We start from the raw sequence: 25,208 nt of genomic DNA on the forward strand, positions 1-25,208 counted from the left end.
GGGCCTGCCTTTTGCCGCGGCCAGGGCCGGTGCTCACGGGGTCGCCGCTTGGCGGCCCGTACGCGCAGGTGGGGGACCTGATCCCCGCCGTGGCCGCGTAGAATTCTCACGTTCTTCCTCTCGCGTTCCCCCTGGAGGCTCCCCATGGCCCGTCCTTCGATGCTGATCGCGCTCGGTGCGCTGGCGGCCGCGACCGTCGCCTGCGCGCCCGTCGACGAAACGGCGACGACGGCGGCGGCCTCTCCCACCTCGTCCACGGCGTGCACCAAGGACCAGCTCACGCTCGTCAACCAGGGCAAGCTGACCATCGGCACCGACAAGCCCGCCTTCGAGCCGTGGTTCAAGGACGACGACCCGGCCAACGGCCAGGGGTTCGAGAGCGCCGTCGCGTACGCGGTCGCGGGGGAGCTGGGCTTCGACCGCGACGAGGTGCAGTGGGAGACGGTCAAGTTCGACACCGCGTTCGCCCCGGGCGAGAAGCGGTTCGACTTCGACATCAACCAGGTCTCGATCACGCCCGACCGGGCCAAGGCCGTCGACTTCAGCAACGGCTACTACACGGTCAAGCAGTCCGTGGTGACGCTGGGCGACGGCGAGTTCGCCGGCGCCGCCTCGCTGGCAGAGCTCAAGGACGCCAAGATCGGCGTGCAGGTCGGCACCACCGCGCTGGACGCGGTCAAGAGCGTGATCCAGCCCACCGCGGAGCCGAACGTCTACAACGAGCAGATCGACTCCATCAACGCGCTGAAGAACGGGCAGATCGACGCTCTGGTGCTCGACCTGCCGACGGCCTTCTACGTGACGGCGGCGCAGGTCGAGGGCTCCAAGATCGTCGGCCAGTTCGGCTCGACCGGCGAGACCCCGGAGGAGTTCGGGCTGGTCATGGAGAAGGGCAGCGGGCTGAAGTCCTGCGTCGACAAGGCCGTCGACAAGCTCAAGTCCAACGGTGACCTGGACAAGATCGAGCAGCAGTGGCTGAGCGAGGCCGCGGGCGCGCCGGAGCTGAAGTGACCGCCGACCCGGTCTGGGTCAAGAGCGAACGCCAGCGCGAACGCGAGCGGGTTCTCGCGTCACAGGGCCGCCGCACGGCCTCGGTCGCGACGATCTCCACGATCCTGTTCGTCGCCCTGGTCGTCGTGGTGGTCATCAACTCGCCGGGGTGGCCCCGGGTGCAGGAGACGTTCTTCGACCCGGAGATGTTCCTCAGGTCGGCGCCGGCGGTGGCCGAGGGCTTCCTGATCAACATCAAGATCTTCCTGATCGCCGAGCCGTTGATCCTGGTCGTGGGCCTGCTCGTGGCGCTGGTCCGCGGCACCAAGAACCCCGCGCTCTTCCCGCTCAGGGCACTGGCCACGTTCTACGTGGACGCCTTCCGCGGTGTGCCCACCCTGTTGGTCATCCTCATGGTCGGCTTCGGGCTCCCCGCCCTGAAGCTGCAAGGCATCCCGAACGACCTGGTCACTCTCGGCGTCATCGCCCTGACGCTCTCGTACGGTGCGTACGTCGCGGAGGTGTTCAGGTCGGGCATCGAGTCGATCCACCCCAGCCAGGTGGCGGCGGCGCGCTCGCTGGGCCTGAGCCACGGCAAGACCCTGCGGTTCGTGGTGCTGCCGCAGGCCGCGCGCCGGGTGGTGGTGCCGCTGCTGAACGACTTCATCTCGCTGCAGAAGGACACCGCGCTCGTGTCCACGATCGGCCTGGTGGAGGTGCTCCGGCAGGCCCAGATCATCGCCTCGCAGACGTTCAACTACACCCCTTATCTGGTGGCGTCGCTGCTGTTCATCCTGCTGACGATTCCGCTGGCCCGGTACACCGACCACCTGTCGGCGAAGGCGCGTAAGAGGCAGGGCTCATGAGCGTGCTGACCATCCACAACCTGTGGAAAAGCTTCGGCGGCAACGTCGTGCTGCGCGGCATCGACCTGGAGGTCGAGCAGCACGAGGTGGTGAGCCTGATCGGCGCGTCCGGCTCGGGCAAGTCGACGCTGCTGCGCTGCGTCAACCTGCTGGAGACGGCCGACGACGGCACCATCCATCTCGACGGCGAGGAGATCACCGACCCGCGGGCCGACGTCGACGCGGTGCGCAAGCGCCTGGGCACCGTGTTCCAGGCGTTCAACCTGTTCCCGCACATGACCGTGATGGACAACATCACCCTGGCCCCGCGCCAGGTCCACCGGGTCGGCCGCGCGCAGGCCGAGGAGGAGGCGCACGAGCTGCTGCGGAGGTTCGGGCTGGCGGACAAGGCCGGGGCCTACCCGGACCGGCTCTCCGGCGGCCAGCAGCAGCGGGTGGCCATCATCAGGGCCCTGGCCACCAAGCCGCGGGTGATGCTGCTGGACGAGGTCACCTCCGCGCTCGACCCCATGCTGGTCGTCGAGGTGCTCGCCGTCATCAGGGAGCTCAAGGAGTCGGGCATGACGATGATCCTGACGACGCACGAGATGTCCTTCTGCCGCGACATCTCCGACACCGTGTGCTTCCTCGACGGCGGCGTGCTGCTGGAGAAGGGTCCGCCGGAGAAGATCTTCACCGAGCCGGAGCACGACCGCACCCGCGCCTTCCTGGGCAGCGTGCTGGAGTCGGGCCGCTTCTAACGCCGGTGCCTGCCCCGTCCGGGTGTCGCCGCGGCGGCCCGGCCGGGGTCGGCCAGCAGGCTGCGGCGTCTGCCGTACCCGAGGTAGACCAGCACCCCGAAGGCCATCCACAGGGCGAACCACGCCCAGGTGTGCACCTGCAGGTTCACCATCAGCCAGAACGTGGCGACCAGCGACAGGATCGGCAGCAGCGGCGACAGCGGCACCCGGAAGCCGCGCTCCAGCTCCGGCATCCTGCGCCGCATCACGATCACCCCGGCCGCCACGAACATGAACGCGAACAGCGTCCCCATGACGACGAGTTCCTGCATCGTGAGCACGGGCACGAACTCGGCCAGCACGATCGCGACCGCGCCGATCACCAGCGTCACCCGCGACGGCGTGTGGTAGGCCCGGCTGATCACCGCCAACCGGCGCGGGATGAGCCCGTCGCGCGCCATCGAGAACAGCACCCGGGTCTGCCCCACGAGCAGCACCAGGATCACCGTGGTCAGCCCGAGCACCGCGCCCACGTCGATGACGTGCGTCATCCACCCGGCGCCCACCGCCTGGAACGCGCTCGCCAGCGGCGCCTCCACCGCGATGCTCGTGTACGGGACCATCCCCACCATGACGGCGGCCACCGCGATGTAGATCACCGTGGCCACGACCAGGCTGCGGATCATGCCCTTCGGCACCACCGTGCGCGGGTTCACCGTCTCCTCGGCCGCGGTCGCGACGATGTCGAACCCGATGTAGGCGAACGCGATCACCGGGGCGGCGGCGAACACGCCTGACCAGCCGAACGTCTGGCCCTGGCCGACGAACAGGTCCAGCACGGTCGCCGTCGGCGTGGTGACCGGCTGCGGCTCGGCGTGGAAGTCGCCGAAGTTCGCCACGTCCACGTACGTCGCGCCGACCACGATGACCGCGCCGATGGCCAGCAGCTTGGCCGTCACCATCACCCAGAGCGCGCGCAGGCCGATCCGCGCGCCGGCCGCCACGACCCCGGTCAGCAGCACCAGGATGACCAGGACGAGGACGTTCTCGACCACCTCGGGCCGGGGGACCCGCACGCCGAAGTTGCCGATGGCGCCCACGGTGATCTGCGCCCACGCCCGCGACACCACGGCCGCGGCCAGCTGCAGCTCCAGGATCAGCGCCCAGCCGATGATCCACGCCCAGATCTCGCCGAAGATGACGTAGGTGAAGGTGTAGGCGCTGCCGGAGGTCGGCATCGTCGACGACAGCTCGGCGTAGCACAGGCAGGCCAGCAGGCAGGCGATGCCCGCGATCATGAAGGACAGGATGACGCCGGGACCGGCCTTCGTCGCCGCCATCTGCCCGGCGATGCTGAAGATCCCGGCGCCGATCATCACGCCGAGTCCGAGCACCACGAGGTCGGAGGTCCGGTACACCTGGGCCAGCGCATGGCGCGCGCCGGTGCGGAGGCCGGTCGCCTCGGCTGGTGGCAGCCGTCGCATCATTGCGGACAAAGTGACACACCCCGCTCATGAGACCCGCCCACAGTGCCTCACCACTTCCGGCCACAGCAAGCACGGAAGCGTCACGGTGCTAAGCCCCGACCACCAGCCAGGCGGAGCCGGCGGCGCGACGGGCCAGGGTGACGAGCCTGGCCACCATCCACACCCCGAGCGCGCACCACAGGGCCACGATGTCCATCCCGGACGCGAGGGCGGCGGCGGGCAGGTACGCCAGCGTCGTCCACACTCCCGCCCACGCCAGATAACGCTGGTCACCCGCGCCGATCAGCACGCCGTCGAGCACGAACACCACCCCGCAGATCGGCTGGAACAGCGCCACCGGCCAGAGGACGGCGAGCAGCTGTTCGGTCACCTGCGGGTCGGCGTCGAACAGGCCCGGCAGCAGCGGCCGCGCCGCCAGCACCAGCAGCCCCAGCACCGCACCCGACCAGACGCCCCACGTCACCATCCGCCGCGTGGCCCGCCGGGTGGCCTCGACGTCCCCGGCGCCGAGCGCCCGCCCGGTGATCGCCTGCCCCGCGATGGCGATGGCGTCCAGCGCGAACGCCAGCATCGTCCACACCTGCGTGGCGATCGCGTACGCGGCCAGCTCGGCCTGCCCCATCCTGGTGGCGATCACCATGGCGACCACCAGCACCACCCGCAGGCACACGGTCCTGACCAGGAGCGCGAACCCGGCCGTGCCCGCCTGCCGCACCCCCGCCGGGTCCGGACGCAGGGGGACGCGCAGCCGCCGCGCGCCCTTGACCACGACCGCCACGTACACGGCCGCGCCGAGCGTCTGCGCCAGCACGGTGCCCCACGCCGACCCGGCGATGCCCCAGTCCAGGCCCAGCACGAACCAGGCGTTCAGCACCGCGTTGAGCGCGAACGAGCCGACCGCCACCACCAGCGGCGTCACGGTGTCCTGGAGGCCGCGCAGCACTCCCGTACCGGCCAGCACCACCAGCATGCCCGGGGTGCCCAGCAGGCTGATCCGCAGGTACGTCACGGCCTGCTCGGCCTGGTCCGGGGCGGCGCCGAACAGGTCCACCACCGGCGGCGCGAGCGGCCACATGACCGCGATCAGCGCCGCGCCGATGCCGAGCGCCAGCCAGATGCCGTCCACGCCGTGGCGCATCGCCCGCTCGTGGTGGCCCGCCCCGGTCTGCCGCGCCACCGACGCGGTCGTGCCGTACGCGAGGAACACGCAGAGGTTCACCAGCGTCGTCAGGACCGTGCCTGCCACGCCCAGCGCGCCCACCGCGGTGGTGCCCAGCCCGTGGCCCACGATCGCGTAGTCGGAGAGCAGGAAGAGCGGCTCGGCCACCAGCGCGCCGAATGCGGGCACGGCCAGCCGCAATATCTCCCTATCCTGGGGCGTAATGGGCATTCATCGATTATGCCCCTTACGGGACGCAGGTTGCCAACTTTCTTCCCTCCACAGCCGGTGGACATCGTATCCGCAGGTCGGAGGGCATGTGGATGATGATGTCCACAGTTATCCCCAGGCTCGTCCACAGGCCTTTCACACCCTGAGCGGGCTGCGTACACAGCTTGACCACAACCTTGTCCACAGGCCGCGTTGCTGATGGGCCGCAGAGCCGCGAAACTGTCAGACCGGTCGGCTACAACTGGGGGTGGCTCGACCGCTGCGAGCAGTTGAGGGGGCGCGGTGAGCATTGACGAAGAGATCGGTGCGGGCCCGGGGTTCGAGCGCACACCGCCCAACAACATCGAGGCGGAGCAGTCGGTGCTGGGCGGCATGCTGCTGTCGAAGGACGCGATCGCCGACGTCATCGAGATCATCCGCTCCGACGACTTCTACCGCCCCGCCCACCAGATGGTCTTCGACATCATCACCGACCTCTACGGGCGCGGTGAGCCGGCCGACGCGGTCACGGTCTTCGCCGAGCTGCAGAAACGCGGCGAGATGGCCCGCGTGGGCGGCGCCGCCTACCTCCACACCCTCACGGCCGTCGTCCCGACCGCCGCCAACGCCGACTTCTACGCAAAGATCGTCCGCGAGCAGGCGGTGCTGCGCCGCCTCATCGAGGCCGGCACCCGCATCGTCTCCTACGGCTACGGCGGCCAGAACGAAGAGGTCGACGACCTCGTCGACCGCGCCCAGGCCGAGATCTACAAGGTCACCGAGCGCCGCACGTCCGAAGACTACGCGGCCCTGGCCGACATCATGCCCGGCGCCCTCGACGAGCTGGAGGCCATCGGCAGCCGCGGCGGTCAGATGGTCGGCGTCCCGACCGGCTTCGCCGACCTCGACCAGCTCACCAACGGCCTCCACCCGGGCCAGATGATCGTCGTCGCCGCCCGACCGGCCATCGGGAAGGCTCTCGCCCTCGACACCCCCCTGCCCACGCCGACGGGCTGGACCACGATGGGCGAGGTCCGGGTCGGCGACCACCTGATCGGCGCCGACGGCAGGCCGACCCGCGTCGTCGCGGCCACCGAGGTGATGCACGGCAGGCCCTGCTACGAGCTGGAGTTCAGCGACGGCACGGTGATCGTGGCCGACGCCGGCCATCAGTGGCGCACCACGACCCGCGCCTCCCGCCGATCGCTCTCCCGACCTGGCGGAGAGGGGGGCACGCGCGCGGCCGTCCGCTCGGTCGTGACCACGGAGGAGATCGCCGCCACCCTGCGGTGTCCCGCCGATCAGCGGCCCCACCACGCCGTCGAGGTGGCCGCGGCTCTCCAGGGGGAGGAGGCGGACCTTCCCCTGCCGCCCTACGCCCTCGGGGTCTGGCTGGGCGACGGCCGCGGCGCGAGCGTGAGTCCCAGCCTCCAGGGTGTCCTGCGCTCCCTCGGCGTCCTGGACGACAGGCACATCCCCGTGAGCTACCTGCGCGCGTCGGAGCGGCAGCGCCGCGCCCTGCTGGCAGGGCTGCTCGACTCCGGCGGACGCGTCGACGCCGCGGGCCGGATCCGGCTCGCCGTGACGTACCGGCGTCTCGCCCGCGACGCGCGCGAGCTGATCCTGAGCCTCGGTTACCAGCCGACCGTCCGCACCGAGCGGATGAAGGCGTCATCCACCTACGTGATCGGCTTCACCACGCCTGACCAGGTCTTCCGGCTCCCCGGGAAGGCCGTCGGGCAGGGCGGCGGCGCCGACCTGACGGCCTCGGTCCGCCACATCGTGGACGTGCGCCCCGTCCCGTCCAGGCCCGTACGCTGCGTGCAGGTCGACAACGCCGACCACCTCTACCTGGCGAGCCGGTCCTGGATCCCGACCCACAACAGCACGCTCGGCCTGGACTTCGCCCGGTCGGCGGCGATCAAGCACGGCATGTCGACCGTCATCTTCTCGCTGGAGATGTCGCGCAACGAGATCACCATGCGACTGCTGTCGGCCGAGGCGCGGGTGGCGCTGCACGCCATGCGCTCGGGCATGATGACCGACGACGACTGGACGCGCCTGGCGCGGCGGATGAGCGAGGTGGCGGAGGCGCCGCTGTTCATCGACGACTCGCCCAACATGTCGATGATGGAGATCCGGGCCAAGTGCCGCCGCCTCAAGCAGCGCAACGACCTGCGGTTCGTGGTCATCGACTATCTGCAGCTGATGAGCTCGCCGAAGAAGACCGAGAGCCGTCAGAACGAAGTGTCGGAGATCTCCCGTGCCATCAAGCTGCTGGCCAAGGAGCTGGAGGTCCCCGTCATCGCCATCTCCCAGCTCAACCGAGGCCCCGAACAACGCACGGACAAGCGCCCCCAGGTGAGCGACCTGCGTGAGTCCGGTTGCCTGACCGCCGCCACCCGCGTCATGCGGGCCGACACGGGCGCCGAGGTCTCGCTGGGAGATCTGCTCGAATCGGGTGCGCGCGACATCCCGGTCTGGTCCCTCGACGACCGGCTGAAGCTCGTGCCCCGGACGATGACGCACGTCTTCCCGAGCGGGGTCAGGGAGGTCTACCGGGTCCGGCTCCGGTCAGGCAGAGAGGTGGAGGCGACGGCCAGCCACCCGTTCCTCACCTACGACGGCTGGCGTCCCCTGGCGGATCTCGCCGCCGGGGCGCGGGTGGCCGTGCCGCGACACGTCCCCGCTCCCTTGGACGTCGAGTCTTGGGACGAGGACGAGTTGGTCCTGCTCGCCCATTTGATCGGCGACGGCTCGTTCGTACGCGGGCAGCCGATCCGCTACAGCAGCACCGACGAGGCGAACCTGGCCGTCGTCACGGAGGCGGCCGCCCGGCGTTTCCACATCACCGCCGTGCGGGACGAGCACGCCGCGGCTCGGTGCACCTCCCTGCGGCTGCCCGCGCCGTATCGGCTGACCCATGGCAAGCGGAATCCCATCGCCGCCTGGCTCGGCGGGCTGGGCCTGTTCGGTCTGCGCAGTCATGAGAAGTTCATGCCGGACGGCCTGTTCGCGCTGCCGAAGCGGCAGGCCGCGCTCTTCCTCAGGCATCTGTGGGCCACCGACGGGTGCGTGTGGTGGGACGAGAAGGCCGGGCAGGCGCGCATCTACTACGCGTCCACCAGCAGGCGCCTGGTGGACGACGTGGCGCGGCTCCTGCTGCGGTTCAACGTGATGACTCGGGTGAAGGAGTCCCGCAAGGGCGATCACCGCCCTTCTTACCAGCTGTTCGTCTACGGAGCGGAGAACCAGCTGCGTTTCCTCGACGAGATCGGTGTCCACGGCGGGCGCGAGACGGCTGCGCGTCAGTGCGCCGGGCGCCTACGGCTGATCACCGGTAACACCAACATCGACACGGTGCCGAAGGAGGTTTGGATGCGCGTCCGCACAGCGCTGGTGGAACGAGGTATGTCACAGCGTGAGTTCGCCGCCGGCATGGGGACGAGCTATTGCGGGACCACGCTCTGGAAACACGCGCCGAGCCGGGAGCGCCTCGGACGGGTCGCCGCAGTCCTGGACGCCTCGGACCTCGAACTGCTGGCCACCAACGACGTCTTCTGGGATGAGATCGCCTCGGTCGAGTCGTTGGGCGAGCAGCCGGTCTTCGACGCCACGGTGCTGGGCACGCACAACTTCATCGCGAACGGGATCAGCCTGCACAACTCCATCGAGCAGGACGCCGACATGGTGATCCTGCTGCACCGTGAGGACGCTTACGAGAGGGAGTCGCCACGGGCGGGCGAGGCCGACCTGATCGTGGCGAAGCATCGTAACGGGCCGACGGCGACCGTGACCGTGGCCTTCCAGGGCCACTACAGCCGCTTCGTCGACATGGCGCAACACTAGGCCAGGCGCACTCCGGCAGGGCTCACGAGCGACGTGACGATCGACTGGACGAGGCGCATGATGAGGGCTTCGAGCAGCATGACCGCCGCCTTGGCCAGCAGGGACGCCAAGAATTCGGACATTAGGTACCTCGCGGGGACGAGTGTGTCTTTCCTCGCATAATTAACCACAAAACACGCCGGGAGCTGTAGTCCGAGTGACCGGAAGGTGAACGATCGATGTCTATCTGATACCGAGGCTCTCGACCGCGACGGCGGCCAGCGTGGCCGCGGCCGCGCTGGTGAGCCCGATCCCCCAGCCGATGGGGCCGACCGGGCGGCAGCCGAAGACCTGGCTGAGGCCAGGCACCGACACGACCACGAAGAGGGCGGCCAGCGACGACACGGACGCCGCCACGACCAGGCGGTCCCGCCGGCCGAGCGCCAGGGTCTGCAGGAGCTGGGCGGCGACCAGGCCGATGAGCCCGACGGTGTCGGCGCGCCCGCGGGTGCCGCCCATCCTGGCCAGCAGCCACGCGGCGGCGGCCGCCGCCGCGGTCGTGACGGCGCGCAGGTAGATCTCGCGGGTGAGCGCGGTGCCGAGCGAGGCCTCCGGCCCCTCGGCCAGCAGTTTCTCCGGGCTGGCGGCGCTGGGCGGCCGCACGGCCACGGCCAGTGCGGGCAGCATGTCGGTCAGGAGGTTGACCAGCAGCAGCTGGCGGGCGTTCAGCGCGCTGCGCCGGGTCAGCAGGCTCGACCCGAGGGTGAAGGCGATCTCGCCGACGTTGCCGCCGAGCAGGATCCCCAGCGCGTCGCGTACGGACCCCCACATGGCGCGGCCCTCGACGATCGCGTCGATGATGGTCTCGATGCGGTTGTCCAGGACGACGATGTCGGCGGCCGACCGGGCGGCCGGGGTGGCCGTGGAGCCGAGCGCGACGCCCACGTCGGCGAGGCGGATGGCCGGCACGTCGTTGGCGCCGTCGCCGGTCACGGCGACGACCTTGCCGGTGTCGCGCAGGACGGTCACGATGCGTGCCTTGTGCTCCGGGGTGGTCCTGGCGAAGACGGCCACGTCGGAGAGCACCTCGCCGAGCCGCTCGTCGTCGAGCGCGTCGATCTCGGGCCCTGTCATGATCCGCCGGCCGTTGATCGCGTCCAGCTCGGCGGCGATGGCCTCGGCGGTGCTGGGGTGATCGCCGGTGATCATGATGACCCGGACGCCCGCGCCGATGAGCTGCCGGACGCTCGCCTTGGCCGTGGGCCTGATGGGGTCGGCCAGGCCGAGGTAGCCGAGGAAGCACAGCCGTTCGATGCGGGACTCGTCCAGGTCGGCGCGGCTGGAGGCGGACCGCTCAGCGACGGCGAGCACGCGGTAGCCCTGCCGGGCCAGCCGCTCCACCTCCTGTCCCAGCTCCAGCCTGATCCGGTCGTCCAGCGGGACGTGGTGGCCGTCGCGCAGGACGGTGGAGCAGCGGCCGAGCACGACCTCGGGGGCGCCCTTGACGCTGAGCAGGTGTCCGGGACCGGAGGTGCCGAGCACGGCGTGGTAGCCGCGGGCGGGCTCGAAGTGCAGTTCGTCGACGCGTTTCCAGGACTTCAGGCCCTCGTCGAGGGTGATGCCGAGCGCGTTCGCGCCTTCGATGACGGCCCGGTCGGTGGGGTGGGCGATCCTGCGGTCGTCGCCGAACTTGGGCCCCGCGCGCAGCGCCGCGCCGACGAGGGCCCGCATCTCGCCGGTCAGCTCCTCAGGCGACCTCTGGTGCCATCCGTCCGACACCCGGCCGAGGCTGATGTGGCCTTCGGTGAGGGTGCCGGTCTTGTCGAAGCAGAGCACGCCGACCCTGCCCAGCGCCTCGATCGTGGACGGGTTGCGTACCAGCGTGTTGCGCTGCGAGAGCCGCTTGGCGGAGGCGAGTTCGGCGATGGTGGCGACGAACGGCAGGCCTTCGGGCACCGCGGCCACCATCATGCTCACGGCGGGCCCGAGCGCGGTGGCCAGCGGCGAGCCGCGGAGCAGGTCGATGCCCATCAGCACCACGCCGGAGCCGACGGCGGCCGGCAGGATCCTGCGGCTCAGCTCGCGCAGCCGCAGCTCCACGCCGCTCGGTGGCGGCTCCAGGGCGGCGAGCGCGGCGGTCCGGCCGGCCTCGGTGCGTTCGCCGGTGGCGACGACCACGGCGCGGCCGCTGCCCGCCGCGACGGTGGTGCCCAGATACACCATCGAGCTGCGTTCGGCGACGGCGGGCGCCGCCGTGGGGCTGATGGTCTTGGTGACGAGCTGCGACTCGCCGGTGAGCGTGGACTCGTCGAGCTCCAGCCCCGACGCCTTGATCAACCTGGCGTCCGCCGGCACGGCGTCGCCCGCGCGCAGCTCGATCACGTCTCCCGGGACGAGGACGCCGGCGTCGCAGTCGACCGTGCCGCCGGGCCGGCGCACGCGCACGGTGACCGCGGTGATCTCGGAGAGGCGGTTGAGCGCCCGGTCGGCGCCGGTCCGCTGGGCGCCGCCCAGGAGGGCGTCGATGAGCATCACGCCGCCGATGAGCCCGGCGTCCAGGACCGAGCCGACGGCGGCCGACACGCCCGCGCCGGCGGCGAGCACCGGTGTCAGCGGGTTGGCGAGCTCCCGGACCGCCGCGCCGGCCAGGGACTCCGGCGCCTCCTCCGTCGCGGCGGGCGGGGTCCTGCGGCGGGCGGCCTCCTCCTCGGTCAGTCCCTTGCGTGAGGTGTCGAGCCGGGCGAGCACGTCGGGTATGGCCATGGCGTGCCAGGGCGTGGGGTCGGCCTGGACGGGCGGAGTGCCGCGCCCGGTGGCGCGGCCCGACCAGTAGCCGAAGACCAGCGCGACCGCCGACACGGCGTCCCGCACCCAACTGGCACGCCGGGGGGCGGCCGCCTCCGGGCCGATGAACGCCAGCCCCGAGCCCGCGACCGCGCCGGAGGCGGCGAGCCACACGCCTCGGGTGCTCACCTTCCTGGCGACCGGCAGGGACCGCAGCACCAGGTGCGCCGCGTCCAGCCCGCCCACCACGTCGGCGTCCCAGGGGAAGCGCCTGGACGGTTCCAGCACGCCGATGCCCAGGTCGGCCCCGCGGAGCGCGCGCCGCGCGCGCCGCGAGACCACGGCGACGCCGTGCCCGTCAGCCTGCAGCTCGCGCACCAGCTCAGCCGGCTCTGACCCTGGGGACGGATCGACGCCGAGCCGGAGGGCGAGGCCGTCCTCGTCGCCGGCGATGATCACGGTGCCGGCGCTCCTGGCCGCGGAGACCAGCGCCTCGGCCATCGGATGCGGCTCCCTGGCCAGCCCGACCAGCGCGACCTCCGCGCCGTCCTTCGAGACGGTGACGGGGCGGATGCCCTGGTCGACCCACTCCGAGCGGGCGACGTCCAGGCCGGCGGGGGCGGCGGTCCAGCCGTCCTGCTCGCGCCGCGCGTCCGGGTCGCTGAGGTCGAGCAGCGTGTAGAGGCAGGCGTGCAGCTCGTCCAGGTCCACGTCGGGTACGAGGGGGAGCACGCTCTCGATCGCCCACCGGCCGGAGGTGAGCACGGCGGCGTCGAAGACGACGGTGTCGACGCGGTCCATGCGGGACAACGCCCGGCGGTCGAGCACCATCGCGTCGCGCCTGGCCAGAGCGGCCATGATCGCGCTGACGTAGCCGTCCCTGGCGAGCCGGCCGGCCTTGGGCGTGCCGGAGATGAGCAGGGGAAGCCCGCGCCGGTGGTCGCGGGTGAGGAACGTGGTCACGCCGTGCGCGGCCAGCGCGCCGGGGCCCGCGAGGTCGGCGTAGCGTTCGAGCGGGCCGCGGGGCAGCGGGGCTGGCCGTTCGGACTCCTCGGTCCTGATGTGCCGGTAGGAGCCGTCGTGGCCGGCGAGCGCCGTTTCGCGCCGTTCCCAGGCGCGGCGGCCGGTGTGCGCGGCGGCGTACCGGCCCGCGGCGGCGGCGGAGTCGACGAGCAGCGTCACGGGTCGCGCGGCCAGCGCGTTGGCGACGATCCTGGTCGTGCCGAGTATCGCGTCGGTGGCCGACGCGCCGAGGCGCCGCTCCAGCTCCAGGCGCACCCGGGGGATCTCGTCGGCCAGCGCGGCGAAGCTGGGCACCGCGTCGGACAGCCGGGGGACGCGGGCGACCTGGCCGGTCAGCGCCAGGGCGGCGCCGACGAGGTTGAGCCCGAGGCTCACGGCGGCCTTGGCCTGCTGCTCCGCACCGTCGAGCACCCGGGCGGGGGGCGGGCCCTCGGTGTCGTGCTCCTCGATGAGCTCGATGAGCTCGTCCAGTTCGCCGCCAGGCGGGCAGTCGACGAACACGCAGCCGAGCGTCCCGTTCACCTCGGCGCGACGCGCGCCGCGGGCCAGCAGCCGCCCTTCCAGCTCGCGGACGCGCCCCTCCGTTCCCGGCCCGCCCAGGTGGCGCAGCTCCACGCGGGTCCCGCCGGGGCACGCCCGCACCCGGCGGGGGCGCGGGACGAGGCCGCGTACCGGCTCAGGAAGGAGGTCCAGCAAGGTGTCAGCGGAGAACAGGCCGAACGCCGGCATGCCGCCCCCTGTTCTCTCGGCTGGTTCGGCCTATTTGCTCGGACGGGTGCGCTCGACCGCTTCCTTCTGCCGGGTCAAGGCGTTCTTGACTGCCGCGGCCTTGTTCTTCGCGGTGGCGGCCTCGGCCGCCTTGCTCGCCGTCTTCTGCCTCGTCTCCATCTCGTTCTGCTTGGGCTTCTCGGGCTTGCGGGCCGAGGTGGGCTTGCCGTTGCCGTTCCCGCGGGCGCGCTGGGCGATGACGGTGCCCACGCCGATGGCGGCCGCCACGGGCCATTCGACGACGCCGAACACCGCGAGCGCGCCGAGCGCCCCGTAGTAGGCGACGCGCTCCGGCGGCGGCAGGATCGACTTGGCGACGTCGACCGCGTGGCCCATCTCCTGCTTGCTGATGTGCGGCATCGGGACGTGCGGCAGCTTCATGTCGGGCTTGTGGAGCTGGATGGACATCATGGGCAGGTCCAGCGTGACCTTCTTGTCCTGGGCTGTGGACGGCTGCGTCTGGGTATCAGCCATGACTCCTCCTTGGGCGCGAATGCCGGTACCTCTCGGTTTTTCTCCTCGGCCTCACCCCATAATCCGGACAGGAGGTATTTGACCTTTTTGCCGTCCCCTGCCGTATCGTCCCCGGCCGGGCTAGCGGCAGGTGCTGGGGGGACAGATCCGGGTGTCGATGCGCCGGGCGCCCGGCCCTTCGGTGCCGAGCCGGTCATGGGGGTTGGCGAGCACACAGCGGTCGAGCGAGAGGCAGCCGCAGCCGATGCAGTCGGTGAGGTCGTCGCGGAGCCGCTGGAGCTGCTCGATGCGGTCGTCGAGCTCGCCGCGCCAGGCGGCCGACAGCCGGGCCCAGTCGTCCCTGGTGGGGGTGCGGCCCTCGGGCAGCTCGGTGAGGGCGTCCTTGATGGTCTTGAGCGGGATGCCGAGGCGCTGGGAGAGCCGGATGAACGCGACCCTGCGCAGGGTGTCGCGGGTGTAGCGGCGCTGGTTGCCGGCCGTGCGCCGGCTGGCGATGAGACCCTTGGCCTCGTAGAAGTGCAGGGCCGAGACGGCGACGCCGCTGCGCTCGGCGAGCTGGCCCACGGTCAGCTCCTTGGAGTTCCAGGCAACCTTGGTCACGACCTCGACATTACTTGAGGACGACCGGCCTGAAGTGGGTGACCAGGTTCCCGCCGTCGAACAGGTGCAGCGCGAACGCGGGTGGCAGCTCGTACGAGACAGGGAACGTGTCGGCGGTCTCCACGCTCGTCAGGCAGGTCGAGACGACGCCGGGCGCGACGACGAGCGGCAGCCCGGCGAACCGGGCCTGGACGGCGGTGTGCGCGTGCCCGGCCAGCACCGCCGTCACGTGCGGGTGGCGGGCCAGCACGTCTGCGAGCCGCTCCGGCTCACGCAGGGCGATCCTGTCCACGTACGGGATGCCGAGCGGGACGGGCGGATGGTGCAGGCCCACGAAGGCCGGCACCCCCGGCCGCTCGGACAGCACCTCGTCGAGCCAGGCCAGCGTCTCGTCGGCGAGGAACCCGTACGCCTCGCCCGGGACGCTGGAGTCGGCCAGCGCGAGCGTCACCGCGTCGAGCCTGAGCACCTGGTTGGCCGGCCCGATCCGCTTGTCGAACTCGGGCACCGAGTCGTGGTTGCCCGGGCAGACGATCAGCGGGGTGCCGACGCGCATCAGCGCGGCGGCGGTGTCGTACTCCTCCGGCAGGGCGTGGTCGGCGATGTCGCCGGTGACCAGGATCGCGTCGAGGCCGAGGGAGTCGACATGACGCAGGACGGCGGCGGCTCGCTCCTCGCTGGCCGGCGAGCCGCCGATGTGGATGTCGCTGATCTGTGCGAAGGCCACCATGGGAACAAACTACTCCCACTTGAACAGGCGCACGGCGAGCCCGCTGAACAGCACCAGTCCGCCGACCATGACGGCCAGGTGCGGCAGTTGCGGCCAGTCGCCCGCCCAGGTGTCGCGCATGGCGTTGACGAACGGCCCGACCACGGAGAAGTCGCTGATCGTGCGCAGCGTGTCGGGCATGATCTCGCGCGGGATCCACATGCCGGCCACGAACAGCAGCGGGAACATCGCCACCGACCCGATGCCGGGCGCGGTCTTGCTGTTCGGCGCGATGGCGGCGATCACCAGGCCGAGCGCCAGCATCGCGGCGGCGCCGAGCAGGTACGCCAGCAGGAACCCGAAGAGCTGCCCGGGGATCTGCGAGCCGAACACCAGCCACCCGGCGACGATCACCACCACGGCGCTGCACAGCGCGATGATCAGGTTGAGCAGGAGCTGCGCGCCGAGCAGCCGCGCCGGGTGCGTCGGCGTGGTGGACATCCGGCGCAGCACGCCCTGCTCCCGATACGTGGCCATGGCGCCGGGCAGGATGGTGAAAGCGGTCGTCAGCAGGGCGAGCAGGATCATCTGGGCCGGCAGCTGGGCGTCGACGAACCGCTGACCGCCCAGGTTCGGGTCGGGTTTCTGCAGGTCGGGGATCTGCCCCAGGACCAGCAGCAGGCCGACCGGGAGCGCCAGCGAGAGCGCGACGCCGAGCCAGTCACGCGCCAGCAGCTTGGTCTCGACGAGCAGGATCTTCTTCATGCCAGCTTCCTTCCGGTGAGTGCGAGGAACGCGTCGTCCAGGGTGGCCTGCTCGATCCGCAGGTCGTTGGGGACGATCCGCTGCTCGGCGAGCGCGAGCGTGACGGCGGGGGCGAGGTTGCCGATGCCGGTGACGACCACCTGGTCGCCCGTGCGGCTGATCTCCTTGACCTCGGGCAGCGATGTCAGCACCGAGTCGGCCACGGGCGCGGACGGCCTGAACCGCACCTTCTGCTCCCCGCCGACCCGGGCGACGAGCCCGGCGGGCGAGTCGATAGCGGCGACGCGGCCGGAGTCGATGAGCGCGATCCGGTCGCAGAGCCGCTCGGCCTCCTCCATGAAGTGGGTGACGAGCACGATCGTCACGCCGGAGTCGCGTACCTGCTCGACCAGCTCCCAGGTGTCGCGGCGGGCCTGCGGGTCGAGCCCGGTCGTCAGCTCGTCGAGCACCGCGATGCGCGGCTTGCCGACGAGCGCGAGGGCGACGGACAGCCGCTGGCGCTGGCCGCCGGACAGCTTGCCGAACATGGCGTCGCGCTTGGCGCCCAGGCCGACCCGCTCCAGCAGCTCCGGCCAGTCGGCGGGGTCCTGGTAGAAGGACGCGTACAGGTCGAGCGCCTCCCACACCTTGATCTTCTCGGGCAGCGCGGAGCTCTGCAGCTGCACGCCCAGCACGCGCCGGAGCCCGTCCCTGTCCTGGACAGGGTCGATGCCGGCGACGCGCAGGGTGCCGCCGTCGGGCACGCGCAGGCCCGACACGCACTCCACGGTGGTGGTCTTGCCCGCGCCGTTCGGGCCGAGGATGCCGAAGATCTCACCGGCCCGGACCTCGAACGACACGTCTTCCACCGCCACGTGGTCCTTGTAGCGCTTGTGGAGGTTCTTGACCTCGATGACGTTCATGTCTACGACGCTAGGGACGCCGGTTCTGCCGGGGAATCGAGCTGGTTGCCGGGCATAGGTGTACTTAGGTGCAGTGTGCGCATCCCGCTCCATCGCGCACACTGGTTGTCATGGTGCGGAAGATCGGTCACGTCCTCGCGCTGCTCGCGCTCGTCGTCGTGCAGCTCCTGACGCTCGTGTCGACGTTCCTGTGTCTGGTCCTCTGCTTCGGCCTGGGCATGGTGTTCCTGTTCCCGCCGCAGGTGCGGATGATCAGATGGGTGACCGGGATGGCGCGCTACCTGGTGCGCGCCTCGTCCGGGATCGTGATCGAGCCGCCGTACCTGCCGAAGCCGCCGCCTCCGCAGCGGCAGCCCGACGGGCTCTACCGGTCGCACCGCACGCTCTACAAGACGCCCCGGATGCCGGCCTGGAACGACCGCTGGAAGTGGATGCTCACCGACCCGGCGACCTGGCGCGACGGGTTCTGGCTGCTGCTCGATCCGGGCGTCAAGATGGTGCTGCTGCCGTTGCTGATCCTGCTGCCGGGCCGAGGGCTGCGCGTGTACGGGCTCTGGTGCGAGCTGCTGCTGGCTGCGACCGCGTCCAGCCGGATGGCCGGCCAGCTCAGCAGTCTCAACCGGGCACGCAACCTCGCCGTCGACACGCAGGCCGCCGAGATGCGCAGGATCGAGCGTGACCTGCACGACGGCACGCAGGCCAGACTGGTGGCGCTCGGCATGACGATCGGGGCCGCCGAGCAGCTCATGGAGTCCGACCCGAAGGCGGCCAGGGCGCTGATGGCCAAGGCCCGGGAGGCGTCGGCGGAGACGCTCACCGAGCTGCGCCGGGTGATCCGCGGCATCCACCCGCCGGTGCTGGCCGAGCGCGGCCTCGGCGACGCGGTGCGGGCGCTGGCGATGGACAGCGCCCTGAAGGTGTCGGTCCAGGTGGAGCTGACGCACCGGCCCGAGGCGCCGGTCGAGGCGGCGGCGTACTTCGCGGTCAGCGAGCTGCTGTCCAACGCCGCCCGGCACGGCGGGGCCGAGTCGGTGGAGATCGACATCAGCACCAGCGGAGCCAACCTGCGCATCACGGTCACCGACGACGGATGGGGCGGCGCCGACCCGTCCAAGGGCAGCGGCCTGACCGGGATCGAGCGCCGGCTGGCGGCCTTCGACGGCGTGATGGCGATCCACAGCCCGGCGGGCGGGCCGACGACGGTGACCCTGGAGCTGCCGAAGGTGCTGCCCCAGCACTGGGCCGGAGACGTGGCCAAGTTGCCTCGCTGGAAGTTGGCCACCGTGATCGCCCTGTACGGGACGGCCTGGTGCCCGCTGTTCCCACAGGGCGTCGTGGCCGGCATCTTCAAACTGGTCGGCTTCGACGAGAAGGCCTGGTTCCTCGCGCTGCACCTGCCCGATGCGTGGCAGTGGCCCTGCATCGCTTTCATGATCCTGCTCGGCACGGCCATGTACGCGACCGCGGTCGCCATCCCGGCCCACCACAAGGACCACCCCTTGGCGCCCCGCAACCCGCTTGAGGGCGTAGGGTTCTGCTGATGAACAGGGTGCTCGTCGCCGAAGACCTCTATCTGCTCAGAGACGGGCTGGTCCACCTGCTGCAGGCCCACGGGTTCGACGTGGTCGCCGCCGTGGAGAGCGGCCCCGAGCTGCTGAAGGGCCTGCTGGAGCTCCGTCCCGACGTGTCCGTGGTGGACGTGCGGCTGCCGCCGACGCTCACCGACGAGGGGCTCCAGGCGTCGCTGGAGGCGCGCAAGAAGGTGCCGGGGCTGCCGATCCTGGTGCTGTCGCAGCACGTCGAGCAGCTCTACGCGCGCGAGCTGCTGGCCGACGGCTCGGGCGGCATCGGCTACCTGCTCAAGGACCGGGTGTTCAACGCCGAGCAGTTCATCGACGCGGTGCGCCGGGTCGCGGCGGGCGGCACCGCGATGGACCCCGAGGTCATCTCCAAGCTGCTGGCCAGCAACGCCAAGAACGAGCCGCTGGCCGCGCTCACCCCGCGCGAGCGCGAGGTGCTGGAGCAGATGGCCGAGGGCCGCTCCAACGCCGCCATCTCCCAGCGGCTCTACCTGAGCGAGAGCGCCGTGGCCAAGCACACGGCGGGCATCTTCGGCAAGCTCGGCCTGGCCCCGTCCGACGACGACAACCGCCGGGTGCTGGCGGTCCTCGCCTACCTCAACAACCGCTAGGCGGGCTTTGTCGGTGGCCTCGGATACCTTCTAAGGGCATGCCGAGAAGAAAGGGTCGATCAGGTGAAGATCCGGGTTAACCGTGACGTGCTGGCCGACGCCGTCGCCTGGGCCGCCAGGGTTCTGCCCAGCCGCCCGGTGACCCCCGTGCTGTCCGGCCTGCTGCTGGAGGCGGGCGAGGAGCTGAGCCTGTCCGCGTTCGACTACGACGTCTCGGCCAGGGCCGCCGTCGACGCCGACGTGGCCGAGTCCGGCCGCGTGCTGATCCCCGGCCGGCTGCTCGCCGAGATCAGCCGGAGCCTGCCCGAAGACGACGTGGAGATCCTCACCGAGGGCCAGGAGGCGGTGCTGACCTGCGGCAGCGCCGAGTTCGGCCTGATCACCATGCCGGTCGAAGACTTCCCGACCATGCCGACGATGCCGCCCGCCATCGGCGCCATCGGCGGTGGCGTGTTCGCCTCCGCCGTCGGCCAGGTGGCGCCCTCGGCGAGCCGCGACGACACGCTGCCCATGCTCACCGGCATCCGGGTCGACGTGGAGGGCGAGTCGGTGACGATGGCCGCCACCGACCGCTACCGCATCGCCGCCCGCGAGTTCGGCTGGCGGCCTGTCAGCCCCGACGCCGCCGTCTCCGCCATGGTGCCCGCCCGGGTGCTGGTGGAGGTGGCCAGGTCGCTGCGCGGCGGCGAGGTGCAGGTCGCGCTCGGCGACGGGGTGGCCGGGTTCGAGAGCGTGGGCCGCAGCACCACCGTGCGGCTGCTCGACGAGCAGTTCATCGACTACCGGGGCAGGCTGACCTCGCAGTGGTCGATCAGGGCCGACGTGCGGGTGGCGCCGTTCGTGGCGGCCATCAAGCGGGTGGCGCTGGTGGCCGAGCGCAACACCGCGATCCGGCTGTTGTTCAGCCAGGGCCAGGTGCTCATCCAGGCGGGCGGCGGCGACATCGGCCGCGGCGCCGAGGTGGTTGACTGCGAGCTGCGCGGCGACGACATCCAGATCGCGTTCCAGTCGCAGTTCCTGCTCGACGGGCTCACCGGCATCGAGACCGAGCTGGCCCGCATCAACATGGAGTCCACGACCCGGCCGGCCCTCATCCAGGACGTGCCCGGCGACGCCGGCCCCGACTTCCGCTATCTCGTGATGTCACTCCGCCTGACCTGACTGGCGCTCGGCGACCAGCCTGAAGACCCGCTTGAACGTCGCGTAGTCGGCTGCGCCCGCCGCCTCGGCGTGCCGCTCCTCGATGGCGGCCAGGATCTCCTCCGAACGCGCCATCTGGTCCAGGCCCCTGCCGGTCGGCACGATGAGCTTCGCCCGCCGGTCGGCCGGGTCGGGCCGCCGCTCCACGTAACCGAGCTCCTCCAGCTCGTCCACGAGCGTGCCGATGACCTGTTTGTGCTGCCCCGAGCGGGCGGCGAGGTCGGTGGCCCGGCTGCCCTCCTCGTCCAGGTACGCGAGCACGGCGCCGTGGCGCGGCCGCAGCCGCGGGTGCCCCTGCTCGGCCAGCGCCGCGAACAACTCCTTCTGCAGGCTGAAGAGGGTGCGGCCGCTCAGCATGCCGAGGTCGGGTTCGTTTCTCTTGCGCTCGCTCCGGCGCATGCCATCCTCCAATTAGTCACCAATATTGACGGTCATTAATTCTTACTATTAGGCTTCCGGTATGACCACAACAGTGGAACTGACGAGATTCCGTGTGGCCCCGGAGCGTACCGGCGAACTGCTGGCCGCCCGCCCCGGCATGCTGGCCGGCTTTCGGACCGGCCGGACCGGCTTCCTCGGCGCCCGCCTCGTCCGGCTGCCCGGCGGAGAGTGGCTGGACATCGTGGAGTGGCGCAGCCCCGCCGACCTGGCCGCCTCGCGCGCCAAGGGCGGCGACCTGCCCGGCATCCGAGCCTTCTTCGATCTGATCGACGACCTGGTCTCCACCGAAGAAGGAGAGCTGACATGACTCTGCTGATAACCGGTGCCACCGGCACCGTTTCCGGCGCGCTGCTGCGCGCCCTGCCCGGCACCGACGACGTGCGCGTGCTCGTCCGTGACCCGGCGCGGGCGCCGCGAGGGGTGGACGTCGCGGTGGGCGACCTGCACAGGCCGGAAACGCTCGAAGACGCCTTCAAGGGGGTCGAAACCGTATGGCTGCTGACCGCGATGGGGCCGGACGCGCCGCACGCCGGCTCCAACGCCGTGTGGGCGGCCCGCGAGGCGGGGGTGCGGCACGTGGTGCGGATGTCGGCCATCGGCGCCGGGCACGACGCACCCACCCGCAACGGCCGCCTGCACGTGCTGTCCGACATCGAACTGGCCGCCTCCGGGCTGAGTTGGACCGTCATCCGGCCGGCCTTCTTCATGCAGAACCTGTTCGGGTCGGTCAACGCCGGCACGCTGTACGGCCCGACGGGTGAGGGCAGGATGGGCCTCATCGACGTGCGCGACATCGCCGCCTTCGCCGCCCGCGTGCTCGCCGACGCGCGGCCACACCACGGCAGGACCTACACGATCACCGGCCCGGAGAGCATCTCGCTGCGCGAGGCCGCCGCCAGGATCGGCGCCGGCTATCAGCCCGTCGGCCCCGAGGACGCGCGCCAGGCGATGATCCAGGCAGGGCTGCCGGAGTGGGACGCGGCGGTCAACGTCGAGTACGCCCGCGCGTACGCGAGCGGCTGGGGGGACTACACGACCGGTGACTTCGCCGAGGTGATGGGACACCAAGCCCGCGCGTTCGAGGCGTTCGCCGCCGACCACGCCGACCGGCTCGGCGGCTGACCCGGCCCTCGGGCCGGCCTCAGCCCTCGGTGAGCGCGATGAGGATGTGTTCCATGCACGCGTGTCCGGCGCGCTCGGCGGCGGACGCGTCGCCGGCGGCGATGGCGCGGGCGATCGCGTCGTGCGGGATGTAGGTCTTGTTGAGCGACGTGCCGGCCGCGGTGATGCTGGCCCGCAGCGCCGCGGAGAAGTCTTCGTACAGGTCGATGAGCACCCGGTTGTGCGTGGCGTAGGCGACGGCCATGTGGAAGGCCAGGTCGGTCTCCACGAACCGGGCGGGGTCGTCCTGCTCCCAGGCGTGGTCGCGCTCGGCCAGCGCCGCCTCGATGAGCGCGATGTCCTCGTCGGTGCGGCGGGTGGCGGCCAGCCGGGCGGCCTCGACCTCCAGCGCGCGGCGGACCTCGAAGATCTCCAGCTGCTCGGCCTGACGCAGGCGCCTGAGCATGGCCCCCGAGAGCTCGCTCGTGGCGCGCACGTAGGTGCCGTCGCCCTGGCGGCACTCCAGCAGGCCGGCATGGGTGAGCGCGCGCACGGCCTCCCGAACGGTGTTGCGCCCGACACCGAGCTGCTCGGCGAGCACGGTCTCCGTCGGGATCTTGCCGTTCATCTGCCACGACCCTGTGGTGATCTGCTCCTTGAGCTGATCGATCACCTGGTCGACGAGCGAAGCCCGCTGCGCCGTACGCAGACTCACAGTCCGCCTCCTCTGGGGAAACCAATCATCCTATGAGTCAATGACTGGAACCCCAGTGTATTCCAGACCCGGGAATGCCCGAGTCTGGAACCCCCCTCGGCGGTCAGCGGGCGATCGTCGTGTCGACGGTCAGCCCCGCCATCATCGAGCGCACCCCGGCGGCTTCCAGGGCCTTACGGTAGGCGGCCGTCTGTTCGGCCCGGTCGCCGACCTGGCCGAACAGGTCGCCCAGCTCACGCCAGCACCGGGCGGAGACCCGGTCGGCGCCGTACGGCTGGCGGCCTGCTCCGTCGAGGACGACGCGGGCGGCGGTGAGGTGGTCGGCCGGGTCGGCCTGGCGCCTGACGGCCACCGTGGCGCTCACCAGGTGTGCCTCGGCAACGGCGCTGCCGCCGCCGAGCAGCCCCAGCGCCTCTGCGGCGAGCTCGGCCGCGCGGTCCGGATCGGCCGCGCGCAGCATGACCCGGGCCAGCACGACGAGGGCCTCGCCCCGTTCGTGACCGAGGCCCGCCGACGCGAACGTGCGGGCGGCCGCGGCGGCGAACCGCTCCGCCTCGTCCGCCGGAGCCCACTCCAGCCGCGCCCAGTGCATGCCCAGGCGAGCCAGCTGAAGCGCGATCCGGCCGTCGCGACCTGCGCTGATGGCGTCGTCGGCCAGGCGCACCGCCAGCGCGGAGTCCTCGCCCGCGGCCGCCTCGCCGCTCGCCCGCCAGAGAGCGCGAACCTCTCCGGAACGGTCCATAACATCAGACAAGCCAGCGACGTCGAGCACCTTCTTGACGTAGACGAGCTCGGGGGAGTCGCCTTCGCGGCCGGCGTGCGCCACCAGCGCGCAGGCCAGGTCGACGGCGAGCTCGCCCTGCACGATCGACATCCGCTCGGCCTGCTCCAGCGCCTTCGACGCCAGGTCGCGGGCCCGCAGCCGGTCGCCGGCCCGCTGGTAGCAGCGGCTGAGCGCGACCGTGATCGGCAGGTCGGCCAGCCGCTCAGGGTGGGCCGAGGCCTCCCTGCGCAGCCGCTCGAAGGCCTCGACGGCCTGCCCGAGCCTGCCCTGGGCCTCCAGCGCGCGAGCCCTGCCGAAGCGGGCCTGCGCCGTCAGCATGGCGTTCTCCTCGTCGGCGGCCTTGACGATCTCCGTGAATCGGTCGGCCGCTACGGCGGGATCACCGTGGTGCAGCTCCAGCTCCGCGTGACGCAGGCCGAGCTCGGTGTCGATGCGCTGGCGGGGCTCTATGCCATGGAGGAGGAACTCGGTGGTGCAGCCGAGTCTCTCGGCCAGAAGCCGGGCGACGACGGGAGTCGGCGTGCGCTTGCCCGACTCAATGAGCGAGACGTAACTGTCCGACAGGTCGGGTCCGGCCAGCTGGGCCTGCGACATCCGCCTGTTAAGCCGCAATCCTCGGACGCGGTCACCGATGGTTCCCTGACTCGGCATCTCATCTCTCAAGGCGGGGAAGGGTCAACACCCCGCAATGATTGCATGAAGTAGCCGAATGGGGTATACCCGCGTGAAGAATTCTCTACCTGGAGATTAATCGTCTCCGTCGTCCTTGCCCGGGAAAAGCATCGAGCAGACCTCCAGGTACAGGGTCTCCGGATACGGAATGTACTCCACGGTGGAGAGTGCCTGGTCCTGGCCGGCGGACTCCAGGATGAACTCACCGTAGCCGAGCATGCGCCCCAGCAGAGATCGCTGGAAGCTCATGTCGGTGACCTTTCCCAGCGGCATCATCGCGACCTTGCGCGTGATCAGCCCGGTGGTCAAGAGCATCCGTTTGGAAGTCACGACGAAGTAGTCAACCGACCACTCAGCCACTTTCCAGACAAAACGGATCAACAACAGCAGCCACAGCCACCAGACGACCACCAGGGCCGTGCCGGCGCTGCCCTCGCCGCTGAAGAACCGGCTGAGGAGTCCGGCGACGATCAGGCCCCCGAAGACCTCGGCGACGGGGCGGAGCAGCACGGCGGGGTGGCGCCGCACCATGATGACTTGTTGCTCGTGGGGGAGAAGGTAGCGGTTGACCGACGACGGAGCAGAGTCCCCGTGGGTCACAAGTCTCATGCGAGGTTGTTCACGAATTGGGCCAGCGAATCGGCCGCGGTGAACACGGTGTCGAACGCCCCTCTGACCGCGTCAGCGGCGTCAGCGGGCCGTGCGAACAGGTAGTAGGCGACAAAACCGATGCCGCCGTATGTGAGGACCTTTTTGACCTGCACTGTCGCCTCCGAACCGACTTACCCACTCCACCCGTCTCATACATTACCCACCCCCA

At 71.0% G+C, this 25,208-nt stretch carries 23 protein-coding genes; 9 read left to right on the forward strand and 14 right to left on the reverse strand.

The window, feature by feature from the left end:
- The first annotated feature begins 144 nt into the window (after positions 1–144).
- From FR742_RS37275 to FR742_RS37285, 3 genes are read left to right on the forward strand one after another with little or no spacing between them, the layout of a single operon-like run.
- On the forward strand, positions 145–1,011 hold the full coding sequence (locus FR742_RS37275; RefSeq protein ID WP_148035963.1) for an ABC transporter substrate-binding protein: 867 nt from the start codon (positions 145–147) through the stop codon (positions 1,009–1,011).
- On the forward strand, positions 1,008–1,856 hold the full coding sequence (locus FR742_RS37280; protein WP_148035964.1) for an amino acid ABC transporter permease: 849 nt from the start codon (positions 1,008–1,010) through the stop codon (positions 1,854–1,856). Before FR742_RS37275 ends, FR742_RS37280 begins: the two co-directional genes overlap by 4 nt.
- Entirely contained in the window at positions 1,853–2,596 is a 744-nt protein-coding gene (locus FR742_RS37285) for an amino acid ABC transporter ATP-binding protein (RefSeq protein WP_187281557.1), read from the forward strand. Before FR742_RS37280 ends, FR742_RS37285 begins: the two co-directional genes overlap by 4 nt.
- Here the strand turns inward: FR742_RS37285 and FR742_RS37290 are convergent.
- Together FR742_RS37290 and FR742_RS37295 are read right to left on the reverse strand one after the other, a co-directional pair.
- Complete coding sequence (locus FR742_RS37290; RefSeq protein WP_261808988.1) at positions 2,593–4,062, reverse strand: APC family permease; 1,470 nt, start codon at positions 4,060–4,062, stop codon at positions 2,593–2,595. The two genes, FR742_RS37285 and FR742_RS37290, sit on opposite strands and share 4 nt — an antisense overlap.
- 88 nt (positions 4,063–4,150) lie before the next feature.
- Complete coding sequence (locus FR742_RS37295) at positions 4,151–5,452, reverse strand: MATE family efflux transporter (protein ID WP_148035965.1); 1,302 nt, start codon at positions 5,450–5,452, stop codon at positions 4,151–4,153.
- 282 nt (positions 5,453–5,734) lie between these two features.
- Between FR742_RS37295 and FR742_RS37300 the strand changes: the two genes are divergently transcribed.
- Positions 5,735–9,280, forward strand: coding sequence for a replicative DNA helicase (locus FR742_RS37300; protein ID WP_222709253.1), 3,546 nt, complete (start codon positions 5,735–5,737; stop codon positions 9,278–9,280).
- Here FR742_RS37300 and FR742_RS46170 read toward each other — a convergent pair.
- From FR742_RS46170 to FR742_RS37330, 7 genes are all read right to left on the reverse strand, one after another.
- Positions 9,277–9,402: a hypothetical protein gene (locus FR742_RS46170; RefSeq protein WP_261808989.1), complete on the reverse strand. Its 126-nt coding sequence runs from the start codon at positions 9,400–9,402 to the stop codon at positions 9,277–9,279. The genes FR742_RS37300 and FR742_RS46170 overlap by 4 nt on opposite strands.
- A gap of 100 nt (positions 9,403–9,502) precedes the next feature.
- Positions 9,503–13,795 (reverse strand): cation-transporting P-type ATPase, encoded by a 4,293-nt coding sequence (locus FR742_RS37305; protein ID WP_148035966.1) that lies wholly within the window; start codon positions 13,793–13,795, stop codon positions 9,503–9,505.
- A gap of 30 nt (positions 13,796–13,825) precedes the next feature.
- The gene (locus tag FR742_RS37310; protein ID WP_148035967.1) at positions 13,826–14,308 is read right to left on the reverse strand and encodes a hypothetical protein; all 483 of its coding nucleotides are present in this window, start codon (positions 14,306–14,308) and stop codon (positions 13,826–13,828) included.
- 120 nt (positions 14,309–14,428) lie between these two features.
- Positions 14,429–14,908 carry a redox-sensitive transcriptional activator SoxR gene (gene soxR, locus FR742_RS37315; RefSeq protein WP_148035968.1) on the reverse strand — a complete coding sequence of 160 codons (480 nt, stop codon included), beginning with the start codon at positions 14,906–14,908 and terminating at the stop codon, positions 14,429–14,431.
- A gap of 10 nt (positions 14,909–14,918) precedes the next feature.
- Positions 14,919–15,638 carry a metallophosphoesterase gene (locus FR742_RS37320; protein WP_148035969.1) on the reverse strand — a complete coding sequence of 240 codons (720 nt, stop codon included), beginning with the start codon at positions 15,636–15,638 and terminating at the stop codon, positions 14,919–14,921.
- 9 nt (positions 15,639–15,647) lie between these two features.
- A complete protein-coding gene (locus FR742_RS37325; protein ID WP_148035970.1) occupies positions 15,648–16,382 on the reverse strand; it encodes an ABC transporter permease in 735 nt (244 codons plus the stop codon).
- Positions 16,379–17,284 carry an ABC transporter ATP-binding protein gene (locus FR742_RS37330; protein WP_148035971.1) on the reverse strand — a complete coding sequence of 302 codons (906 nt, stop codon included), beginning with the start codon at positions 17,282–17,284 and terminating at the stop codon, positions 16,379–16,381. Before FR742_RS37330 ends, FR742_RS37325 begins: the two co-directional genes overlap by 4 nt.
- A gap of 110 nt (positions 17,285–17,394) precedes the next feature.
- On the opposite strand from FR742_RS37330, the gene FR742_RS37335 reads away from it, so the two are divergent.
- From FR742_RS37335 to dnaN, 3 genes are all read left to right on the forward strand, one after another.
- Complete coding sequence (locus FR742_RS37335; RefSeq protein WP_148035972.1) at positions 17,395–18,825, forward strand: sensor histidine kinase; 1,431 nt, start codon at positions 17,395–17,397, stop codon at positions 18,823–18,825.
- Positions 18,825–19,475 carry a response regulator transcription factor gene (locus tag FR742_RS37340; protein ID WP_148035973.1) on the forward strand — a complete coding sequence of 217 codons (651 nt, stop codon included), beginning with the start codon at positions 18,825–18,827 and terminating at the stop codon, positions 19,473–19,475. The genes FR742_RS37335 and FR742_RS37340 overlap by 1 nt, the downstream gene beginning before the upstream one ends.
- 63 nt (positions 19,476–19,538) lie before the next feature.
- The gene (gene dnaN / locus FR742_RS37345; RefSeq protein WP_148035974.1) at positions 19,539–20,636 is read left to right on the forward strand and encodes a DNA polymerase III subunit beta; all 1,098 of its coding nucleotides are present in this window, start codon (positions 19,539–19,541) and stop codon (positions 20,634–20,636) included.
- Here dnaN and FR742_RS37350 read toward each other — a convergent pair.
- Positions 20,619–21,074, reverse strand: coding sequence for a MarR family winged helix-turn-helix transcriptional regulator (locus FR742_RS37350; protein ID WP_148035975.1), 456 nt, complete (start codon positions 21,072–21,074; stop codon positions 20,619–20,621). The genes dnaN and FR742_RS37350 overlap by 18 nt on opposite strands.
- Before the next feature lie 61 nt (positions 21,075–21,135).
- Here FR742_RS37350 and FR742_RS37355 point away from each other — a divergent pair, with 61 nt between their 5' ends.
- Both FR742_RS37355 and FR742_RS37360 read left to right on the forward strand, forming a co-directional pair.
- The gene (locus tag FR742_RS37355; RefSeq protein WP_148035976.1) at positions 21,136–21,423 is read left to right on the forward strand and encodes an antibiotic biosynthesis monooxygenase; all 288 of its coding nucleotides are present in this window, start codon (positions 21,136–21,138) and stop codon (positions 21,421–21,423) included.
- Positions 21,420–22,238 carry an NAD(P)H-binding protein gene (locus tag FR742_RS37360; protein ID WP_148035977.1) on the forward strand — a complete coding sequence of 273 codons (819 nt, stop codon included), beginning with the start codon at positions 21,420–21,422 and terminating at the stop codon, positions 22,236–22,238. The genes FR742_RS37355 and FR742_RS37360 overlap by 4 nt, the downstream gene beginning before the upstream one ends.
- Before the next feature lie 19 nt (positions 22,239–22,257).
- Here FR742_RS37360 and FR742_RS37365 read toward each other — a convergent pair whose 3' ends face one another.
- The 4 genes from FR742_RS37365 to FR742_RS44880 all read right to left on the reverse strand — a co-directional run bounded on the left by FR742_RS37365 (position 22,258) and on the right by FR742_RS44880 (position 25,152).
- Positions 22,258–22,932, reverse strand: a complete 675-nt coding sequence (locus FR742_RS37365) for a FadR/GntR family transcriptional regulator (RefSeq protein ID WP_148035978.1) — start codon at positions 22,930–22,932, stop codon at positions 22,258–22,260.
- A 103-nt stretch (positions 22,933–23,035) separates the two neighbouring features.
- Positions 23,036–24,367 carry a helix-turn-helix transcriptional regulator gene (locus tag FR742_RS37370; protein WP_148035979.1) on the reverse strand — a complete coding sequence of 444 codons (1,332 nt, stop codon included), beginning with the start codon at positions 24,365–24,367 and terminating at the stop codon, positions 23,036–23,038.
- Between the two features lie 96 nt (positions 24,368–24,463).
- Positions 24,464–24,997 carry a PH domain-containing protein gene (locus FR742_RS37375; RefSeq protein ID WP_148035980.1) on the reverse strand — a complete coding sequence of 178 codons (534 nt, stop codon included), beginning with the start codon at positions 24,995–24,997 and terminating at the stop codon, positions 24,464–24,466.
- Entirely contained in the window at positions 24,994–25,152 is a 159-nt protein-coding gene (locus FR742_RS44880; RefSeq protein ID WP_187281558.1) for a hypothetical protein, read from the reverse strand. The genes FR742_RS37375 and FR742_RS44880 overlap by 4 nt, the downstream gene beginning before the upstream one ends.
- Between the last annotated feature and the right edge of the window lie 56 nt (positions 25,153–25,208).

The organism is Nonomuraea sp. C10 (assembly GCF_008017515.1).
Lineage (GTDB): Bacteria > Actinomycetota > Actinomycetes > Streptosporangiales > Streptosporangiaceae > Nonomuraea > Nonomuraea ferruginea.

What these genes read in the sequence shown, in the direction of transcription:
- FR742_RS37275 (WP_148035963.1), top strand. Translation starts at nt 145, where the DNA reads ATGGCCCGTCCTTCGATGCTGATCGCGCTCGGTGCGCTGGCGGCCGCG.
- FR742_RS37330 (WP_148035971.1), bottom strand. Translation starts at nt 17,284, where the DNA reads ATGAACGTCATCGAGGTCAAGAACCTCCACAAGCGCTACAAGGACCAC.
- FR742_RS37340 (WP_148035973.1), top strand. Translation starts at nt 18,825, where the DNA reads ATGAACAGGGTGCTCGTCGCCGAAGACCTCTATCTGCTCAGAGACGGG.
- FR742_RS37370 (WP_148035979.1), bottom strand. Translation starts at nt 24,367, where the DNA reads ATGCCGAGTCAGGGAACCATCGGTGACCGCGTCCGAGGATTGCGGCTT.
- FR742_RS37320 (WP_148035969.1), bottom strand. Translation starts at nt 15,638, where the DNA reads ATGGTGGCCTTCGCACAGATCAGCGACATCCACATCGGCGGCTCGCCG.
- FR742_RS37285 (WP_187281557.1), top strand. Translation starts at nt 1,853, where the DNA reads ATGAGCGTGCTGACCATCCACAACCTGTGGAAAAGCTTCGGCGGCAAC.
- FR742_RS37375 (WP_148035980.1), bottom strand. Translation starts at nt 24,997, where the DNA reads ATGAGACTTGTGACCCACGGGGACTCTGCTCCGTCGTCGGTCAACCGC.
- FR742_RS46170 (WP_261808989.1), bottom strand. Translation starts at nt 9,402, where the DNA reads ATGTCCGAATTCTTGGCGTCCCTGCTGGCCAAGGCGGCGGTCATGCTG.
- FR742_RS37325 (WP_148035970.1), bottom strand. Translation starts at nt 16,382, where the DNA reads ATGAAGAAGATCCTGCTCGTCGAGACCAAGCTGCTGGCGCGTGACTGG.
- FR742_RS37360 (WP_148035977.1), top strand. Translation starts at nt 21,420, where the DNA reads ATGACTCTGCTGATAACCGGTGCCACCGGCACCGTTTCCGGCGCGCTG.
- FR742_RS37355 (WP_148035976.1), top strand. Translation starts at nt 21,136, where the DNA reads ATGACCACAACAGTGGAACTGACGAGATTCCGTGTGGCCCCGGAGCGT.
- FR742_RS37295 (WP_148035965.1), bottom strand. Translation starts at nt 5,452, where the DNA reads ATGCCCATTACGCCCCAGGATAGGGAGATATTGCGGCTGGCCGTGCCC.
- FR742_RS37335 (WP_148035972.1), top strand. Translation starts at nt 17,395, where the DNA reads ATGGTGCGGAAGATCGGTCACGTCCTCGCGCTGCTCGCGCTCGTCGTC.
- FR742_RS37310 (WP_148035967.1), bottom strand. Translation starts at nt 14,308, where the DNA reads ATGGCTGATACCCAGACGCAGCCGTCCACAGCCCAGGACAAGAAGGTC.
- FR742_RS37290 (WP_261808988.1), bottom strand. Translation starts at nt 4,062, where the DNA reads ATGATGCGACGGCTGCCACCAGCCGAGGCGACCGGCCTCCGCACCGGC.
- FR742_RS37305 (WP_148035966.1), bottom strand. Translation starts at nt 13,795, where the DNA reads ATGCCGGCGTTCGGCCTGTTCTCCGCTGACACCTTGCTGGACCTCCTT.
- FR742_RS37350 (WP_148035975.1), bottom strand. Translation starts at nt 21,074, where the DNA reads ATGCGCCGGAGCGAGCGCAAGAGAAACGAACCCGACCTCGGCATGCTG.